We start from the raw sequence: 16,503 nt of genomic DNA, 5'->3' as shown, positions 1-16,503 counted from the left end.
GCGCCGCCGTCAGAACGGGAAGCGGGAGCGACCGTGCTGGATGGAGATCCACTTGGTGGTGGTGAACGCCTCGACCATCGCGTCGCCGTTGAGGCGGCCCACCCCGGAGCTCTTCTCGCCGCCGAACGGCACGATCGGCTCGTCGTGCACCGTGCCGTCGTTGATGTGGATCATGCCGGTCTCGATCCGCTTGGCGAACCGGACGCCCCGCTCGATGTCGGCGGTGTGCACCGCGCCGCTCAGCCCGTACGGCGTCGCGTTGGCCAGCCGCACCGCGTCGTCGTCGCCCTCGAACGGCACCAGCACCACCACCGGGCCGAAGATCTCCTGGCCCAGCAGCCACGAGTCCTCCGCCACCCCGCCGAGCACGCTGGGCCCGACGAGGGTGCCCTCGCTCTTGCCGTGCAGCAGCGCGGTGGCGCCCTCGCCGACCGCCCGCCCTACCAGCGAGGTGATCGCCTCTGCCTGGCCCTCGTTGATCAGCGGCCCGATGTGGGTGGCCGGATCCGCCGGGTCGCCCACCTTGAGGGAGGCGACCTTCGCCACGAACTTCTCGGTGAACTCCCGCTCCACCGACCGGTCGATCAGCACCCGGTTGGCCGCCATACAGACCTGACCCTGGTGGATGAAACGGCTGAAGACCGCGGCGTCGACCGCGTAGTCGAGGTCCGCGTCGTCCAGGACGACCAGCGCGCTGTTGCCGCCCAGCTCCAGCACGGTGTGCTTGAAGTGCCCGGCGGCGACCGTCGCGACATGGCGACCGACCTTCTCGGAGCCGGTGAACGAGATGACCTTGGGGACCGGGTGCGCGATCAGCGCGTCACCGATCTCGGCGATGTCGGTGACCACGACGTTCAGCAGCCCCGCCGGAAGCCCCGCCTCCTCGAAGATCCGCGCGACCAGCCCGCCGCCGCAGATCGGGGTGTTCTGGTGCGGCTTGAGGACGACGGCGTTGCCGAGCGCCAGCGCCGGGGCGACCGACTTCATCGACAGCAGCAACGGGAAGTTGAACGGGCTGATCACCCCGACGACGCCGACCGGCAGCCGGTAGAGGCGGTTCTCCTTGCCGTCGATCGGCGACGGCAGGATGCGGCCCTCGGCGCGCAGCGCCAGCTGCATCGCCTCGCGCAGGAACTCCCGGACCAGATGCAGCTCGAAGCCGACCTTGGCGTGGGTGCCGCCGACCTCCGCGGAGATCGCCGCGGCCAGCTCCGCCTCCCGGTCGTCGATGATCCGCAGCGCCCGCTCGAAGACCAGCCGCCGGGTGTACGGGTTGGTGTCGGCCCACTCCCGCTGCGCGCGCTCCGCGGCACGGTACGCCTCGTCGATCTCCGTCGCCGTGGCGACGGGTATGGAGGCCAGCTTCTCCCCGTTGTAGGGATTGAAATCGACGATGTCCCACGAGCCGCTGCCGGAGCGCCACTCGCCGTCGATGAACTGGTACGCCAAGTCGTCGAAGTAGGACATGCCATCCCGATCTGGAGAACTGGGCGCCCGGGGCGCCCAGTTGTGGGGTATTGCCTCCTGATGGCTGGTCATCCTACCCACGCGTTACATCAATTGGAGTAGACCACGCAAAAGGTCACGGCTCTCCGCCGGACTCGGCCCCTCCTCCTGCAACCGCCCCATCACCCGCGCGTACTGGGCGACCTCCTCGGGCTTGTCCACATAGAGCGCGCTGGTGAGCTGCTCCAGATAGACGATGTCCGGCAGCCCGTCCTCCTGGAAGCCCAGCATCGTGAAGGCGCCGCTCTCCCCGGAGTGCCCGCCCATCTGGAAGGGCATCACCTGAAGACGTACGTTCGGCCGTTCCGACACCTCTATGAGATGTCTCAACTGCTCGCGCATCACCTGTCTCTCCCCGTACGGGCGACGCAGCGCGGCCTCGTCGAGTACGCAGTGGAACTCCGTGGGGCGCTCGGCGACCAGCAGCTTCTGCCGCTCCAGCCGGAGCGCGACCCGGCGTTCGATCTCCTCCGGCGCGGCGTCCGGCATCCCGCGCCGCACCACCGCGTCCGCGTACTCCTCGGTCTGCAACAGGCCGTGGATGAACTGCACTTCATAGGTGCGCAGCAGCGAGGTGGCGCCCTCCAGGCCGATATATGTCTGGAACCAACCGGGGAGCACATCGGAGTAACTGTGCCACCAGCCCGCGACATTGGCCTCGCGCGCCAGTGACTGCAGCGCGGCGCGCTCCTGCTCGTCGCTCACGCCGTACAGCGCCAACAGGTCTTCCACATCGCGGGATTTGAAGCTGACCCTCCCCAGCTCCATGCGGCTGATCTTCGATTCGGAGGCGCGGATCGAGTAACCCGCCGCCTCCCGCGTAATGCCGCGCGACTCCCGCAGTCGGCGCAGCTGCGATCCCAGCAGGATCCTCCGCACCACCGACCCGTTCGACTCACTTGCCGACACCGTTTCGCCCCTCCCCTGGCCCCGACCCGCCCAACATAGCCCGGCAGTCTGCCACGTTCCTGCGTCGTTGAGTGCTCGGCCGGTTACTGATATGTGAGGTCCGCCCATGCTCTCCACACCCTGCACCGGAGAAGAATTCACCGCGAACCGGAATCCATCCTCGCAACCCTGGCACGTGCACGTGCATCTGCCCTTGCATCTGGCGTACGCATTCGGAACCATGGGCGTCGCACGCATGCACGCTCGTGAAAGATCCGCCAGATCCGCCAGACCGGCCGGGTCATGACGTCCGCGAACGCCAGGAGTGCCTCGCATGGGGACCAAGGTTTTGACCAGGCTCGATCCATTAGGGCAGAGCGTCTTTCCCGTCGACCCCTGGACAGTCTCCGGCTCCGCCTCCTGCTCGCTGCCACCGCGCTACGAATCGGTGGGCGGCGCACGGAAGTTCACCCGCGACACGCTGCGCGACTGGGGCCTGGAGGGCCTCTTCGACGGCGTCGAACTGGTCGTGTCCGAGCTGGTCACCAACGCCCTGCGCCATGCGGTCCTCGCCGCCCCGGAGCTGACGGACGACACCCCGCCGGCCCGGCTGCACCTGATGCACTGGTCCTCGCGGCTGGTGTGCGCGGTGCGCGACCCGAGCGACGACTCACCGGTCGCCGGTGAGGCGGACTTCGGCGCGGAGGGCGGTCGCGGGCTGTATCTCGTGGAGTCGTTCAGCGACAGCTGGGGCTGGCAGCCGCTCTCGGGCGCCCCGCACGGCAAGATCGTCTGGGCCCTCTTCCGGGTCCCGTAACCCCTTCCCCCGGGGCGCGCACCGCTCCCGGGCCGCACCGTCACGGCACAGCACCCGCCGGGGCCCTCACCGCCGAGGCCCCGGCACACCTGTGTCCGGACATCGGCGCGAGGCCCCGGCGAGGCCCGCGCGAGGACGTACGCACCTCGACGCCGGACGGGCACGCGCGCGACCACGCGGGGCGCCGACAGAGCCGCGACCCCGCACGTCAAGGCGCGGACCCCACTCGGTCCGCGCCTCGAAAAACAACCTCTGACCTGCGGCGATACGCCTCGGCCCGGCTCCTCGACGGTCAGTCGCGGATCAGTCGCGGATCAGGTGGTCGAACTCGCCGTCCTTGACGCCGAGCAGCATCGCCTCGACCTCGGCGGGTGTGTAGATCAGCGCGGGCCCCTCGGGGAAACGCGAGTTCCGTACCGCGATCTCCCCGCCGGGCAGCTTCGCGAACTCCACGCAGGAACCCTGCGAGTTGCTGTGGCGGCTCTTCTGCCAGGCGGCGCCGGGGAGATCGGTCGCGGCCATCCCGTTGTATGCGTGCGGCACAGGGGCTCCCCCGGATCATGACTGACGTTCAACTACTCGGCAGCATAACCAGGTTCACATGCAGATGCATGTACAGATGCACGTGCACGACGGGCGGTGCCGACGCCGTTACCGCACGTCAAACACGGAAAGCCCACCCGAGCCCCGTCACCCTCGCCCGCCCCATGCGTCCCACCGGTCGCCGCTGGGACGTACGCCGACGCCGACGGGTTCCCTCCGGCCCCGCGACACCCGCCCCCACCCCGATCGACACAATCCCCTCACCCCGCCGCGCCCACCCGTGAGCCCTCCGCGGCGCACCGGGCTACCATCGCTACATGATTACCGTTTTCAATAAGATTCCCGAGGTCGCCACCGCCGCCCGCTACGCCGTCCGCCGCGCGGCACACCGGGCCGTCACCCTCTCCGCGCACGCCCCGCGCGAGGAACGGCGCCCCGACGGCCGGGCGGCTCCCTGGTGAACGCCGAAGGGCACCCGTCCCCCGGATGCCCCCCTCCGCCGGACGCCGTGTCCGTTCCGGTCATACTGGGCAGAACGTCCGCAGGCACCCCCGACGAAAGCGAGCGCCCCCCATGCTCCGGAACGCCTTGGAACCCTGGCACCTGGTCCTGATCATCGTCGCCTGCGTCCTGCTCTTCGGCTCGAAGAAGCTGCCGGACATGGCCCGCGGTCTCGGCCGCTCGATGCGCATCCTGAAGTCGGAGGCGAAGGCGCTCAAGGACGACCGCGCCACCGACACCCCCGAGCAGCCCGCCGCCGCGCCGCGCACGGAGGCGACCACCGCCGGTCGCTGACCCGGCTCCGGCCGCCGGAGCGCCGCCCCACGGGCCGCAGCCCGGCAGGGGCCGTCCCGGCGGCCCCGCGCGGGCCGCTCAGTGGTCCCCGCCCTCGTCGATCAGCCGCCGCACCTCGCGGTCCACGAGCCCGAGCCGCGCCTCGGCGACCAGCGGCACCGCCCGGCGCTGCCGACGCGCCTCGGACGGGTCGACGTCGACGGTGACGAGCGCCGGCTCCCACTTCGGCTCCTGCGCCACCACCGCGCCCCGGGGATCCACCACCCGTGAGCCGCCCCAGAAGGTCGCGCCGTGCTCGCTGCCGACCCGGTTGACGAAGATCACCCAGCACTGGAGCATCTTCGCGGTGTACGACAGCAGCGTGTCCCAGTAGAGGCCGGTGTCCATCGCCTCCGGGTCCAGGCTCGCCGCACTGTTCGTCGGCACGAACAGCACCTCCGCGCCGTCCTGCACCGCCAGCCATGGCAGCACCGGCTGCCAGGCGTCGTTGCACACCAGCGTCGCCGCCCGCCCGCCGCCCGACGCGCTGCCCAGGTCGTACGCGCGCATCGACTGCCCGGGGCTGACGTGCTTGCGCTCCTCCCAGGCCAGATAGTTCGGCAGATAGAGCTTGCGGTGCGCATGGACCAGCTCGCCCGCCGCGTAGTACGCCGAGGTGTTGTACGCGCGCAGGCTGGTGTGCTCGTGGAACCCGATCACGACGTCCGGGCCGAGCGTGCTCAGCTCCAGCAGCCGCGGATCGCGCACCTCCACCGAGGTGTCCCGCTCCAGGGCGCCCAAGTGGTAGCCGTGCAGGCTCAGTTCGGGGAAGACCACCAGGTCCGAGCCCTCCGCCGCGGCCCGCTCGATCTGGTCCCGGGCGACGGCGAGGTTCCCCGCCAGATCCCCCAGCAGGCAGTCGGTCTGCGCCAGCGCTATTCGCATGCCACACTCCCCGTTTTCGTCGCTTCTGAGCGCTTTGTCCTGCCATTTTCGCAGAGGACGCCGCCTCCGGCCCCGGCGTACGCCACCGCCCGCCCCCGGCCCCGGCGCACACGGCGGAGAGCGGCGCACCCGGCCACTCCGTTCGAGCCGCTTCAAACCCCCTGGGTGCCTGGTCCCACCAATGAGGGAAAGAACGATCCTTCCCGTACCGGGGACGGCCCCTGGCGCGTTGATCCGCACAGCCGTCGTCCGCGCCGGGTGGCTTCCAGCCGCAGCGCCACCGGGCCCGCCGGACGGCGGCGCTGCGGTCGAGTCGTCCGGCGATGCCGACGGTCGTCTCGACCGGGCGGCCCAGGCCGAGCGGCCCGCCGGATCCGCTCGGCCGGCCGCCGAGCATTTCCCCCACCACGGGCCCACCGCCCACGGCGGACCCGCCCCCTTCCCCACCCACCCCGGGACCCGGAACGCGGCGACCTCACCACGCCACGCCCCGGGCCCGAGGCGAACGACGACCCGGCCCCGTATCCGTACGCCCCGGTGACCGGGGCGCACACGGCAGCCGGGCCGCCGGGCTCTCAGTGGTTGCCCGCGCCGTTCGCGGACAGCACCGGGATGTCGTCCAGGACGTGCGAGATCGGCTCGTCGCCCTTGGCCTGGGTGGAGTTCTCGGCGCACTGCTGGTTCTGCGGGTTGGACAGGACGTTGACGTCCTGGACCGCGACCGGCACCAGCAGGCCGACGAGCGAGCCGACGTTCGCCTTGACCGGCACGCCGAGGCACAGGTCGTTCAGCGAGCTCTGGACCAGACCGGCCGAGGGGCTGAGCTTGCCGTGCGTGGTGGAGTTGCCGTAGGCGGTCTGGGCGCCGTTGCCGTTGACGGTGGACGTGCCGTGGTCGTTACCGGTCGCCATCGCCTGCGGGACCGCCGCGGCGGAGAACCCGAGCACCGACGCCGCGACAGCGGCGCCCGCCATGATCTTCTTCATCGTGCAAACCCTTCGGTACACGGACTTCCGGTACAGAAGCCCTGTTTCAACAACCCGCCACACCGCGCCTGGTTCCGGTCCGTCACCCGAACAGATGGCGACCCGGCGGGCGTCCGGCCGTCACCCTTCGCTCACACGCGCCCCACGCCGCACCCGCCGCTCCCCCATTGGCCGCAACGCCCCGCACCGGCCATCAGCACCGGGAAGTACGAGGTCAGCGAGGTCCCGGCCGAGCACGTCGGCTCACTGTCGGTGGCGCCCGCCTTGCAGTGGGTGACGGGCGTTCGCAGGGTGGCGGGGAGCCCCTCCCCGCCCCGAAAGGAAGCTGCCATGCGTATGTCCCGGAGATCCGGTCTGCTCGTCTCGTCCGCGGTCTGCGGCACGCTGGTGCTCGGCGCCGCGGGCACCGCGGTCGCCTCCAGGATCACCGGCGACGCCCGGCAGACCGTCACCACCGCGCCCGTGGCGGCGCCGCTGCCGGACGCTTCGGCGCTGCTCAAGCAGGTCGCCGCGCTCAAGGGTCAGACCGCGGTCCTGGCGCCGGTGACGGACCTGCTGAACGCCGTCCTGGGCGCCGACGGCGGCAAGCTCCCCGCCGACCAGCTGACGCAGAAGAAGGAAGCCGTCGACCGGGCCATCGCCGCCGCACAGCAGTCCCGGCCCACGAAGTCCGCCACCCGGCCCGGCGACACCCGCGCCGCCGACCTCAAGGCCAGCGCGCTGGTCGACCTCAAGGCCAGGATCGACGCCCTGGTGAAGGCGGTCACCTCGGGCGACCCGGCGGCCATCGGCACCGCGCTCACCGGCGCCCTCACCGGCGCGGTCAACGTCGTCCTCGCCCTCACCCTGGACAGCGGTCTGCCCGCCCCCGATCTGCCCGGACTGCCGAGCCTGCCCAAGGGCTGACGGGCCCGGGAGCGCACGCGCCCCGGACACACACAAAGCCCGCGCCGCCGATTTCTCGGCGACGCGGGCCCTGTGCCGCTTCCGGTGGCATGCCCACGCGTCCGCAACCCCATCAATCCCGCGAACGCATGGGCATGCGTCCCTCCACACACCATGACCAACGAATGACCCGGGCCTGTAATGGTCACGTACCGGTAACGATGCCGGACATTCTGTCCCGGCATTTTCCGGCACCTATTCCGGCGCCCGGATTTCCCCCGCCCGCATTCATCACGTACGCAACTCCGTCATCCGTACGCGCACCCTTCCGATTTCCGTACGCATCACCACACCGGAACTCGTCCGAAGGGAAAACGGATGCGGGCAAAGGGAAACCCGGGCCGCCCGGAAGAAGGAGGGCCGGGCGGCCCGGGTCAGCGGGTGCCGGTCAGTGGTTACCGGCGCCGTTGCCCGAGAGCAGCGGGATGTCGTCCAGAATGTGCGACAGCGCCTCGTCACCCTTGGCCTGGGTGGAGTTCTCGGTGCACTGCTGGTTCTGCGGCGAGGACAGCACGTTGATGTCCTGGACCGAGACCGGCACGAGACCGACCAGCGAGCCGAGGTTCGCCTTGGCGGGCAGACCGATGCAGGGCTTGTTGAGCGAGCCCTGGATGAGACCGATCTGCGGGCTCATGGAGCCGTACGTCGAGGAGTTGCCGTACGCCTGCATGGCGCCGTTGCCGTTGACGGAACTCGTGCCGTGGTCGTTGCCGATCGCCATCGCCTGCGGGGCGGCAGCGGCGGCGATACCAACGATGGACGCAGCCGCGGCTGCGGTAGCCAGAGCCTTCTTGATCATTGATTGTCCTTCGTTTTCCGGGTTGCCCGGGGCCGGGCAACATGCCCAACTTCGGCCGTCCGGCCGAGTTGCGCTGATTCACTCAAATGAGCTGGCGTCCCCGACCTGTCAATTACCTGATCGGGAGCGTCTGGGAAGTGATCACAGGAACACGGGGCATCCGGCGCCGCGGACGGAGAATTCTCCGGTGCTGAGCTTTCCCGCACCCGTCGCCGCGCTCCGCGTACGGAATTACTTCCCGAGCGGCAGGCCGCCGAGCAGCTTTCCGTCCTGGGTCGCCCCCGTGGCGCCACCCAGGATCTTCTTCGGACCGGACTTCGCCGTCTTCGCCACGCCCGTGACGGTGTCGACCAGCGGCCGGATCTGGTGACCGTCGAGCTGCTCACTGTGGAGCGCGTCGTTGAGACCGCCGTTGAGGCTCATGCTCGGTGACGTCGGCTGCTCGTTCGCAAAAGCGGGAACAGCCGCGCCGAGAGCCATGACGGAACCGGCCAGAACGGCGGCTGACTTCGCGTACTTCACTGTGAACTGTCCCTTCTCGGGCGGTGTTCGACGGGGCGCGACATCCCGGCCACGTGAGCATTCACTTCGCTGCTCGGATCACCGCATTCCCTCTGCCCAACGAGTCCCTGCCCGCGGAGAAACCCCCGAACATGCGTGTTGCCCGGAACGGGTTCCGAATAGGCACGCGGATTTCCATGGGCACGGTGAATTCGGTGCGGGCACCGGTCGGCCCCGGTACACGGAATGTGCACCGGGGCCGATCGGGACAACGCAAATCCGAAAACTTCGGATCAGTCGGAGACGCAGGTGTTGCCGAAGGCCGGGTTGAGCAGGCCGATGATGTCGATGGTGTTGCCGCACAGGTTGATCGGCACGTGGACCGGCACCTGGATGTTGTCACCGGAGATGACACCGGGGTCGTTCGCGGTGACGCCGGAGGCGCCGGAGTCGGCGAACGCCGGGGCGGCGAAGCCGACGGCCATGAGGGCACCGGCGGCAACAGCGGCGATCTTGGTGTACTTCACTTTGAGCCCTTTCCTGCAGCGGATCGGTAGCGCACACGTCCTTCGTGCCGCACGGGCGCAAACCGCCGCCCGTCACTCCGCTGCCGATATTGGTAACGATGTCCCCTCGCCGACGAAACTCCCGCGGAGAAGTTTTCGGAAAAATCGTCCGAACGGCCTGGATCCGCCCGGCGATTGCCGTCGCAAAAATGCGACCGCACCGTTGAAATCACCGCGGGACACACGTACGAGGGATTCGCCGAATACGAATTCCTACCGAGAGGGGTGGTGCTGCCCCGCCCTGTATGTGCGGGGCGGGGGTGCCGCCGTCCGGTCCGCCCGGGAGGAGAGAACCGGGGGACCGGTCGGCGGCCGGTGGCGGAATCAGCCGTTGCCGACGCCGTTCCCGGACAGCGCCGAGATGTCGTCCAGGAGGTGCGACAGCGGCTCGTCGCCCTTGGCCTGGGTGGAGTTCTCGGTGCACTGCTGGTTCTGCGGGTTGGACAGGACGTTGACGTCCTGAACGGCAACCGGAACCAGACCGACGAGGGAGCCGACGTTCGCCTTGAGCGGCAGGCCGACGCAGAGCTTGTTCAGGGAACCCTGGACCAGCTCCAGCTGCGGGCTCATCTCGCCCTTGGTGGTGGAGTTGCCGAACGCGGTCTTGGCACCGTTGCCGTTGACCGTGGAGGTGCCGTTGTCGTTGCCGATCGCCATCGCCTGGGGGGCGACGGTCGCCGAGATGCCGACGAGGGACGCGGCTACGGCCGTCGTGGCCAGGACCTTCTTGATCACGATTTACCCTTTCGAAGCGGAGTGCCCGTATCCGGAGCGTCCTGGACAACTCGCTTCGCAGGGCACGGTTTCGCCGGTTCACCCGAATGACGCGAATCCGTAGGCAGATATCACCGCATCCGGGTGGCGTGGTATCGCGGGCCGTGTCCCGGGAACGGCGAAGGCCGGCCGGGGACCGTGGGTCCCGGGCCGGCCTTCGGGGCGGGCGTCCGTGGCGTACGGGTGTCCGCCGGGGAGGCGTCAGCCGTTGACGCAGGTGTTGCCGAACGCGGGGTTGAGCAGCCCGATGACGTTGATGGTGTTGCCGCACAGGTTGACGGGGACGTCGACCGGGACCTGGATGTTGTTGCCGGAGATGACGCCGGGGGAGTTGACGGCGGCACCCTCGGCACCGGCCCCGTGGGCGGAGGCGACACCGGCACCACCGATGACGGCGATACCCGCGGCGACGGACAGAACGGCGGCCTTGGAGACAAACTTCACGGCGAACCTCTTCACTGAAGCAGCTTTCGGGACTTGCGCGTACGCGTACGCGACGCACAGCCGCGCGGAGCGACAAGCTGTTCAACGCATGAACCGCCGACGGGTAGCGCCACTTTCGGGTGAATCCGGGGCAGGAGTGTTCGCACCGGCCCGCGGCGGATGACCCGCGCGGGCGTGCGGGGCGTGCGGGCCGGGCGTGTGGAACGGGATGCGCCGGGGCGGGTCGGACCGGGCCGGACGGACGCCGTGGACAGCGTACGGCGGAGCGGTCGGGCGACCGTGGACGGACACGGCGAAACCACTGGTCAGAGCGATTGTCAGACCCTGCTGCGAGACTCCTGGCATGAGATGGGCGGTGGCGGAGACGGGCGACGGGGGTGTGCGTCTCTGCCCGCTCACTCCGGACGGCGCACCGGCGGGGCCGGTGGTGCGGGAGCCCTCGCTCGCGGCGGCGGTGCGGGCCCGGCCCGAGGTCGAGCGGTGGGTGTGGCGCTCCACCGCCGAGCCGTACCGCGGGCTGCTGGCGGCGGGGCTGCGGGTGGAGCGGTGTTACGACGTCGAGGCGGCGGAGGCGCTGCTGATCGGGCACGAGGAGGGGCAGCGGGGGCAGCCGCGGTCGCTGGCGGCGGCGTGGGCGCGGCTGCGGGGGCTGCCGGTGCCGCCGGACGCGCCGGTGCGGGCGGCCGACACCCAGCCGTCGCTCTTCGCGCCGGGCCCGGTGCCGCTGCCGCCGGGGACGGACGAGCTGACCGCGCTGGTGGAGGTCTACGCGGGCCAGGTGGCGCGTACGGAGCGGGCGGAGCGGCCGGAGCGGTTGCGGTTGCTGCTGGCGTCGGAGTCGGCGGGGATGCTGGTCGCGGCGGAGATGACGTACGCCGGGGTGCCGTGGCGGGCCGATGTGCACCGGGCGTTGCTGGACGAGTTGCTGGGCGAGCGGTTCCCCGGCGGGCTGGAGCCGCGGCGGATGGCGGAGCTGGCCGAGGAGGTGTCGCGGGCGTTCGGTGGAGCGCGGGTGCGGCCGGATCTGGCGCAGGACATCGTCCGGGCGTTCGCGGGCGCGGGCATCACGCTCGGCTCGACGCGTAAGTGGGAGCTCCAGCGGATCGACCATCCGGCGGTGGCGCCGTTGCTGGCGTACAAGGCGCTGTACCGGCTGCACACCGCGCACGGCTGGTCGTGGTTGCAGCAGTGGGTGCACGACGGGCGGTTCCGTCCGGAGTATCTGCCGGGCGGGACGGTCTCCGGCCGCTGGACGACGAACGGCGGCGGGGCGCTCCAGGTGCCGAAGGTGGTGCGGCGGGCGGTGCGGGCCGATCCGGGGTGGCGGCTGGTGGTGGCGGACGCCGATCAGATGGAGCCGCGGGTGCTGGCGGCGGTCTCGCGGGACCGCGGGCTGATGGAGGTCGCGGGCACCGGACGGGATCTGTACGCGGACCTCGCGGCGCGGGCCTTCGGGGGCGACCGGGACCGCGCCAAGCTGGCGCTGTTGGGCGCGATCTACGGGCAGACGTCCGGGGACGGGCTGAAGCATCTGGCCGATCTGCGGCGGCGTTATCCGGTGGCGGTGGCGTATGTCGACGACGCGGCGCGGGCGGGTGAGGAGGGGCGGTTGGTGCGGACGTGGCTGGGGCGGACGTGCCCGCCCGCGTCGGTGGCGCCGCCGGAGGAGGCCGGGTTGCCGCAGGAGGAGGCGGCGGGTTCCGGGTTCGGCGGGGGTGCGGCGGCGCGGGCGCGCGGCCGGTTCACCCGGAACTTCGTGGTGCAGGGCAGCGCCGCCGACTGGGCGCTGCTGGTGCTGGCCGGGTTGCGGCGCACGCTGCACGAGGCGGGGTTGCGGGCGGAGTTGGTGTTCTTCCAGCACGACGAGGTGATCGTGCACTGTCCCGCCGAGGAGGCGGAGACGGTCGCGGCGGCCATCGCGTCGGCGGCGGACGCGGCGGGGCGTCTGACGTTCGGGCCGACCCCGGTGCGGTTCCCGTTCACGACGGCGGTGGTGGACTGCTACGGGGACGCGAAGTGAGGGGCGGGGCGGCGGGGGCGGCCGGGTGGTGGTTCGGGCGTCGGTCCACAGTCCGCACGCCGATTCGAGGGCACGACCTAAAATCCCGGGTAAGGGCTGTCCCGTCACCCCTGGTGGGTCAGTCCTTGGGAGGCCGGCCGTGCCGAGGGCGGCCGACATCCGATCCGCGAAGGGACGACGCGTTGACCGACAGCGAAGGCAATCGGGCCTCGGTCACGGACGGGGGACCGCACGGCCGGGCCCCGGAGGCCGAGCGATCGGGCCCGGCGGCAGGTCGGCGGAGCCCGGGGGCGGGCCGGTCGGCCCCGGAGCCGGAGCCCCCGGCCACGGCGGGCCCGCGCACCCCGGACGCGGACCGGCAGGCGCCCCGGCCTGCGGCCGACCGCCCGCAGCCCGCCGAGGAGCAGGCGGGCCCCGAACGGGCCGCCCCCGAGCGGACGGCCGAGGAGCACGCCGCCCCCGAGCAGACGGCCGAGGAGCACGCGCCCCCCGAGCAGACCGCCACGGAGCACACGGCCCCCGGCCACGCGGCCCCCGAGGAGGCGACCGCAGCGCATGCGGCCGTTGCCGAGGCGCCCGCCAAGCTGAGCCCGCGGGAGCGGCGTAAGCGGATCGCGGACCGGGTGCTGGCCGAGGGGCAGGTGACCATCGAGGAGCTGGTGCAGGAGCTGGGCGTCAGCCAGATGACCGTGCACCGGGATCTGGACACGCTGGAGCACCAGGGGTGGCTGCGGAAGGTGCGCGGCGGGGCGACCGCCGCGCCGAACGCGCTCTTCGAGTCCAACGCGCGGTGGCGGGGGAACGAACAGGTCGCGGCGAAGGAGGCGATCTGCGCGGCGGCGCTGGCCATCGCCGAGCCGGGCCAGGCGGTGATCATCGACGACTCCAGTACGGCGCTGCCGCTGGCCCGGGCGCTCTCCTCGCGCGGTGCGTACACCGTCATCACCAACTCCCTCCAGGTGATCAACGAGTTGGCGGAGGAGCCCGACATCCGGGTGATCGCGCTGGGCGGGGAGTACCACGCGGCGTTCAACGCCTTCCTCGGCATGTCCACCGCCGACAGCGCCCGCAGCTTCCGCGCCGATGTCGCGTTCCTGTCCACCTCGGCCGTCGACAACGGCCACTGCTACCACCAGGCGCAGGAAAACGTCCTGGTCAAGCGGGCGTTGATGGCGGCGGCGCGGCGGAAGGTGCTGCTCGTCGACCATTCGAAGTTCGGCCGTCAGGCGCTCTACGAGCTGGCGCCGCTCGCCGATTTCGACCTCGTCATCTCCGATACGCAGCTGCCGCAGGAGGAGCAGGAGGCGCTGCACTCGCTGGGTGTGCGCTACGAGTTGGTGTCCGAGGAGACGCACCGGGTGTGACGCCGACAGGGCCGTGACACACGGCAGGGCGCCCGCCTCCGGAGTGTTCCGGTGGCGGGCGCCCTGCCGTGTGGAGAGGCGGGTCAGCGGTGGCGGGCGGCGCTCACCGGGTCCTTCTTGAACGCCCAGTCCATCTTGGGCTCCATCGCGAAGCGGAAGACGCGTTGCACGGGTGGGGTGCAGAGCAGCGTGATGACGGTGCCCGCGATGAGGGTCAGCACGATCGCGCCCCACGGGGTGTGCACCCAGGAGGCGTCGTACCAGCCCCAGAAGCGGGAGCCCTTGGCGAGGAAGCCGTGCAGCAGATAGCCGTAGAGGGTCCCGGCGCCGAGGGCGGTGCACCACATCGTGCGGCCGGGGATCCAGGCGAGGAAGCAGGCGACGAGGACCAGCGAGCAGCCGAACATCGCGAGCGTCATGACGGCGCCGCTCCACCAGGGGGCGTGCAGTTCCTGCGCGGCGTCGCGGTGGTAGAACCACGCGGCGTTCATCCGGGGCGCGGCCCAGTACGCGAAGAGCAGCGCACCGGCCATGACCGGGACGGCGGCGATGCGGGCCCGGCGGTTGCGGACCAGCTTGAAGTGCTCGGCCTTGAGGTTCAGTCCGAGGACGAAGAACGGCAGGAACTGCAGGACGCGCTGGAGGTCGAGGTCGTCACCGATCTCCGGGGAGAGGGAGGCGGCGACGGCGACGGCGAGGGCCAGCGGGATCGGCCAGCGGACGACCTTCCACAGCGGGGTGGTCAGCCGCCAGATGAAGAGCGCGACCAGGAACCAGGTGAGGTACCAGGGGTCCAGGAGGCTGATGGGGTAGCCGGGGTCGTCGTCCGCCCACCGCTTGAAGAGGGTGTACGCCGTCTCGAAGAGGATGTACGGGACGGCGACGCCGGTGATCAGCCGCTGGAGGCGGTCCTTGCGCATGTCGAAACTGCGCGAGAAGTAGCCGGAGATGATGATGAACGCCGGCATGTGGAAGGCGTAGACGGTGATGTAGAGGGCGGCGGCGGCGCGGCTGCCGTCCCGGAGCGGTTCCCAGGCGTGACCCATCGCGACCAGCACGATGGCGAGGTACTTCGCGTTGTCGAAGAACGCGTCGCGCTGCTTCTTCGGGGCGGGCGCCGCGTCCTGGCGGGGGGCCGGGGACTGCCGCGGTACGGCCGCGGCGGCGGGCGGGGCGAGGACGGTGGTGGTGGCGCCCGCGGACGCCTGCGGGGGCATCGGGACGCGTCGGTCACCGTGGTCGGGTATGTCGTTCGTCAAGGGCCCTCCCGGTACGAACCCAGAGGAGGGGCGGGACGAGCAATCGCGCCGGGTGCCACGAAGGAACCCATCGGCCGGATTCTGCGTCTCCATACGTATGCGGGGGGCGTGGCGGCGTCGAACATCTCAGGCACCTTAGCTCTGCCGCGCGAATCCCGTAAATCCCTGCCCTGACCGGGCCGGACAAGGGCCGGATCCCGTCCCTGGGCACGTTATGCGACAACTCCGTCGATTCCTCGCGCCGCGGCGGCGCGGGCGTCCGGGGTCGCGCCGGGGCCCCATCCGTAGATGCGCAGCGGGTCGCCGTGCGGGCCGTGCAGCCGGTGGACGGCGGCGGCCCAGCGCGGGGTGAGGTGGTCCAGCGGTGGGTTGATGCCGTCGGTGAAGCGGGCGTAGCGGGTGGCGTCGCGGAGGGCGGGTGCGCCGAGGACGGCGGTGCGCAGCCGCGGGGCGAGGCGGTGGACGGTGCGGACGGCGCGGGCGTCGAAGCTCTGGACGACGAGGCGTCCGTGGTGGACGCGGTCGAGCCAGCCCTCGGCGCGCAGCAGGCGGAGGGCCTGCGCCTCGATGCCGGGGTAGCGGGCGGGGTTCTTCAACTCCAGCAGCAGCGACTGGTGGTGGTCGTCCAGGCGCCGCAGATAGCGGGTGAGGGTCGGTATCCGCTCCCCCGCGAAGCGGGTGGCGAACCAGCTCCCGGCGTCGAGCCGGGCGATCTCGGCGGCCGTGAGATCGGCCACCCGCCAGGGGGCGCGGCCGGGCAGGGTGTGCGCCGCGTCGGTGGTGCGGCGGAGCGTCGCGTCGTGGACGACGACGAGCTGTCCGTCCTTGGTGCGCTGGACGTCGTTCTCGACCCAGGTGAGCCCGGACCGGTGGGCCGCGTCGACGGCGGCGAGGGTGTTCTCCGGCGCTTGGCGGGCCGCGCCGCGGTGCGCGATGACCAGCGGGGCGGCGACGGCGGGGGCGGTCGGCGGGCGGAGGCCGTCCGGGAGGCCGCGGGGGTGGGCCGCCGGGGCGACCGCGGGCCGGGGGCCGGTCCGGGCGGCCGGGGCGGTGAGGGCGGTGACGGTGGCGAGGGCGGCGAGCAGGGTGACGGCGGCGGCGCGCCGTCGGGGTATGTGCGGCACGGTGCCTCCAGGTCGCTCGCCCACCGGCGGCGCCGCGGCGGCCCCGCCCCGTGCCGCGCCGCCGGGAGCCCGCACGGTCCCGGCGGACGGCACTCCTCGACGGTCGCCCGGCTCCGGACCGGCGGCGAATCGGGCGCGGCTGTCCGGGGGCGGGGGACCCGGGTGGGGAAATGTGGGGCGGGCGCGGGGCGGTCCAGGGCGACGGCGGGTGGGGGGCCCTTGTGTGGCTCGCCGGGCCGGGCGGCGTC

General features: G+C 71.5%; 18 protein-coding genes. 6 read left to right on the top strand and 12 right to left on the bottom strand.

The window, feature by feature from the left end; all coding sequences use genetic code 11:
- Positions 1 to 9: 9 nt before the first annotated feature.
- Entirely contained in the window at positions 10 to 1,467 is a 1,458-nt protein-coding gene (locus IF23_RS0127815; protein WP_030288478.1) for an aldehyde dehydrogenase family protein, read from the bottom strand.
- Between the two features lie 84 nt (positions 1,468 to 1,551).
- Positions 1,552 to 2,415 (bottom strand): helix-turn-helix domain-containing protein, encoded by an 864-nt coding sequence (locus IF23_RS0127810; protein ID WP_030288476.1) that lies wholly within the window; start codon positions 2,413 to 2,415, stop codon positions 1,552 to 1,554.
- A gap of 313 nt (positions 2,416 to 2,728) precedes the next feature.
- On the opposite strand from IF23_RS0127810, the gene IF23_RS0127805 reads away from it, so the two are divergent.
- Positions 2,729 to 3,211, top strand: coding sequence for an ATP-binding protein (locus IF23_RS0127805; RefSeq protein ID WP_030288469.1), 483 nt, complete (start codon positions 2,729 to 2,731; stop codon positions 3,209 to 3,211).
- Between the two features lie 303 nt (positions 3,212 to 3,514).
- Here the strand turns inward: IF23_RS0127805 and IF23_RS0127800 are convergent, their stop codons facing one another.
- On the bottom strand, positions 3,515 to 3,754 hold the full coding sequence (locus tag IF23_RS0127800; protein ID WP_030288466.1) for a DUF397 domain-containing protein: 240 nt from the start codon (positions 3,752 to 3,754) through the stop codon (positions 3,515 to 3,517).
- A gap of 317 nt (positions 3,755 to 4,071) precedes the next feature.
- Here IF23_RS0127800 and IF23_RS34230 point away from each other — a divergent pair, with 317 nt between their 5' ends.
- Both IF23_RS34230 and tatA read left to right on the top strand, forming a co-directional pair.
- Entirely contained in the window at positions 4,072 to 4,215 is a 144-nt protein-coding gene (locus tag IF23_RS34230) for a hypothetical protein (protein ID WP_157848091.1), read from the top strand.
- Between the two features lie 127 nt (positions 4,216 to 4,342).
- Complete coding sequence (gene tatA, locus IF23_RS0127795; protein WP_425423891.1) at positions 4,343 to 4,549, top strand: Sec-independent protein translocase subunit TatA; 207 nt, start codon at positions 4,343 to 4,345, stop codon at positions 4,547 to 4,549.
- Between the two features lie 78 nt (positions 4,550 to 4,627).
- Here the strand turns inward: tatA and IF23_RS0127790 are convergent, their stop codons facing one another.
- Positions 4,628 to 5,473 (bottom strand): nitrilase-related carbon-nitrogen hydrolase, encoded by an 846-nt coding sequence (locus tag IF23_RS0127790; protein WP_030288462.1) that lies wholly within the window; start codon positions 5,471 to 5,473, stop codon positions 4,628 to 4,630.
- 575 nt (positions 5,474 to 6,048) lie between these two features.
- On the bottom strand, positions 6,049 to 6,459 hold the full coding sequence (locus IF23_RS0127785) for a rodlin (protein WP_030288460.1): 411 nt from the start codon (positions 6,457 to 6,459) through the stop codon (positions 6,049 to 6,051).
- A 330-nt stretch (positions 6,460 to 6,789) separates the two neighbouring features.
- On the opposite strand from IF23_RS0127785, the gene IF23_RS34225 reads away from it, so the two are divergent.
- Positions 6,790 to 7,365, top strand: a complete 576-nt coding sequence (locus IF23_RS34225) for a hypothetical protein (RefSeq protein WP_030288454.1) — start codon at positions 6,790 to 6,792, stop codon at positions 7,363 to 7,365.
- A 427-nt stretch (positions 7,366 to 7,792) separates the two neighbouring features.
- On the opposite strand, the gene IF23_RS0127775 is transcribed toward IF23_RS34225, so the two are convergent.
- From IF23_RS0127775 to IF23_RS0127755, 5 genes are all read right to left on the bottom strand, one after another.
- Positions 7,793 to 8,203 (bottom strand): rodlin, encoded by a 411-nt coding sequence (locus IF23_RS0127775; RefSeq protein WP_030288452.1) that lies wholly within the window; start codon positions 8,201 to 8,203, stop codon positions 7,793 to 7,795.
- A 231-nt stretch (positions 8,204 to 8,434) separates the two neighbouring features.
- A complete protein-coding gene (locus IF23_RS0127770; RefSeq protein WP_342667939.1) occupies positions 8,435 to 8,626 on the bottom strand; it encodes a hypothetical protein in 192 nt (63 codons plus the stop codon).
- Positions 8,627 to 8,997: 371 nt separating this feature from the next.
- Entirely contained in the window at positions 8,998 to 9,231 is a 234-nt protein-coding gene (locus tag IF23_RS0127765) for a chaplin (RefSeq protein ID WP_030288448.1), read from the bottom strand.
- Positions 9,232 to 9,594: 363 nt separating this feature from the next.
- Positions 9,595 to 10,002, bottom strand: a complete 408-nt coding sequence (locus IF23_RS0127760; RefSeq protein WP_030288446.1) for a rodlin — start codon at positions 10,000 to 10,002, stop codon at positions 9,595 to 9,597.
- A gap of 243 nt (positions 10,003 to 10,245) precedes the next feature.
- Positions 10,246 to 10,488, bottom strand: coding sequence for a chaplin (locus IF23_RS0127755; protein ID WP_030288444.1), 243 nt, complete (start codon positions 10,486 to 10,488; stop codon positions 10,246 to 10,248).
- Between the two features lie 343 nt (positions 10,489 to 10,831).
- On the opposite strand from IF23_RS0127755, the gene IF23_RS0127750 reads away from it, so the two are divergent.
- Positions 10,832 to 12,508 (top strand): bifunctional 3'-5' exonuclease/DNA polymerase, encoded by a 1,677-nt coding sequence (locus IF23_RS0127750; protein WP_030288443.1) that lies wholly within the window; start codon positions 10,832 to 10,834, stop codon positions 12,506 to 12,508.
- A 182-nt stretch (positions 12,509 to 12,690) separates the two neighbouring features.
- The gene (locus IF23_RS0127745) at positions 12,691 to 13,872 is read left to right on the top strand and encodes a DeoR family transcriptional regulator (RefSeq protein ID WP_245655140.1); all 1,182 of its coding nucleotides are present in this window, start codon (positions 12,691 to 12,693) and stop codon (positions 13,870 to 13,872) included.
- A gap of 83 nt (positions 13,873 to 13,955) precedes the next feature.
- Here the strand turns inward: IF23_RS0127745 and IF23_RS0127740 are convergent, their stop codons facing one another.
- Both IF23_RS0127740 and IF23_RS0127735 read right to left on the bottom strand, forming a co-directional pair.
- Positions 13,956 to 15,131 (bottom strand): acyltransferase family protein, encoded by a 1,176-nt coding sequence (locus IF23_RS0127740; protein WP_030288440.1) that lies wholly within the window; start codon positions 15,129 to 15,131, stop codon positions 13,956 to 13,958.
- Between the two features lie 212 nt (positions 15,132 to 15,343).
- Positions 15,344 to 16,255, bottom strand: a complete 912-nt coding sequence (locus tag IF23_RS0127735) for a glycerophosphodiester phosphodiesterase (protein WP_051739938.1) — start codon at positions 16,253 to 16,255, stop codon at positions 15,344 to 15,346.
- Positions 16,256 to 16,503: the final 248 nt, after the last annotated feature.

Source organism: Streptomyces catenulae (assembly GCF_000718015.1).
GTDB classification, from domain to species: Bacteria; Actinomycetota; Actinomycetes; order Streptomycetales; family Streptomycetaceae; genus Streptomyces; species Streptomyces catenulae.
The sequence above is the reverse complement of the archived record's forward strand: the minus strand, read 5'-3'. Positions and strand labels throughout refer to the sequence as shown.

Coding starts and splice junctions, on each gene's coding strand:
- IF23_RS0127815 (WP_030288478.1), bottom strand. CDS start 1,467: ATGTCCTACTTCGACGACTTGGCGTACCAGTTCATCGACGGCGAGTGG.
- IF23_RS0127805 (WP_030288469.1), top strand. CDS start 2,729: ATGGGGACCAAGGTTTTGACCAGGCTCGATCCATTAGGGCAGAGCGTC.
- IF23_RS34230 (WP_157848091.1), top strand. CDS start 4,072: ATGATTACCGTTTTCAATAAGATTCCCGAGGTCGCCACCGCCGCCCGC.
- IF23_RS0127790 (WP_030288462.1), bottom strand. CDS start 5,473: ATGCGAATAGCGCTGGCGCAGACCGACTGCCTGCTGGGGGATCTGGCG.
- IF23_RS0127785 (WP_030288460.1), bottom strand. CDS start 6,459: ATGAAGAAGATCATGGCGGGCGCCGCTGTCGCGGCGTCGGTGCTCGGG.
- IF23_RS34225 (WP_030288454.1), top strand. CDS start 6,790: ATGCGTATGTCCCGGAGATCCGGTCTGCTCGTCTCGTCCGCGGTCTGC.
- IF23_RS0127775 (WP_030288452.1), bottom strand. CDS start 8,203: ATGATCAAGAAGGCTCTGGCTACCGCAGCCGCGGCTGCGTCCATCGTT.
- IF23_RS0127770 (WP_342667939.1), bottom strand. CDS start 8,626: ATGAGCCTCAACGGCGGTCTCAACGACGCGCTCCACAGTGAGCAGCTC.
- IF23_RS0127750 (WP_030288443.1), top strand. CDS start 10,832: ATGAGATGGGCGGTGGCGGAGACGGGCGACGGGGGTGTGCGTCTCTGC.